The organism is Pleomorphomonas sp. JP5 (genome assembly GCF_023721815.1).
GTDB lineage: Bacteria > Pseudomonadota > Alphaproteobacteria > Rhizobiales > Pleomorphomonadaceae > Pleomorphomonas.
In genome coordinates this window covers 1-381 of record NZ_JAMDLI010000027.1, presented here as the reverse complement: position 1 = coordinate 381, position 381 = coordinate 1, and the positions used below count along the sequence as shown (strand labels likewise).

The 381-nt window shown below is 60.4% G+C and carries 2 tRNA genes; both read left to right on the top strand.

What is annotated here, in order from left to right:
• The first annotated feature begins 189 nt into the window (after window positions 1–189).
• Window positions 190–266, top strand: a tRNA-Ile gene (locus tag M4J40_RS22355).
• Window positions 267–297: 31 nt separating this feature from the next.
• Window positions 298–373 (top strand) — tRNA-Ala (locus tag M4J40_RS22350).
• The last annotated feature ends 8 nt before the right edge of the window (window positions 374–381 follow it).

Below are 381 nucleotides of genomic sequence, written 5' to 3'. Positions count from 1 at the left end.
TGCCGCTCATGGTATCCGGAGGTCCTTTCGGCCCTAGCGCCGGCTTCGTTTCTCTTTCTTCCACGGATGTGTTCGGTAGATCCGATCGGCTGACCAGATGGTTACCGGTCTTCAGCCGAAGGCCCGAGACGACCGTCGAGGCGGCGCGCATGCGCCGGTTTGTCGGCCGGATGGCCGACGGACTGATAATGGCCTGTAGCTCAGGTGGTTAGAGCACACGCCTGATAAGCGTGAGGTCAGTGGTTCGAGTCCACTCAGGCCAACCAATCCTCTCGGGGTTTGGTTCGGTGACGGAATGGGGCCATAGCTCAGTTGGGAGAGCGCTAGCTTTGCAAGCTTGAGGTCGTCGGTTCGATCCCGTCTGGCTCCACCAGTTCCTGG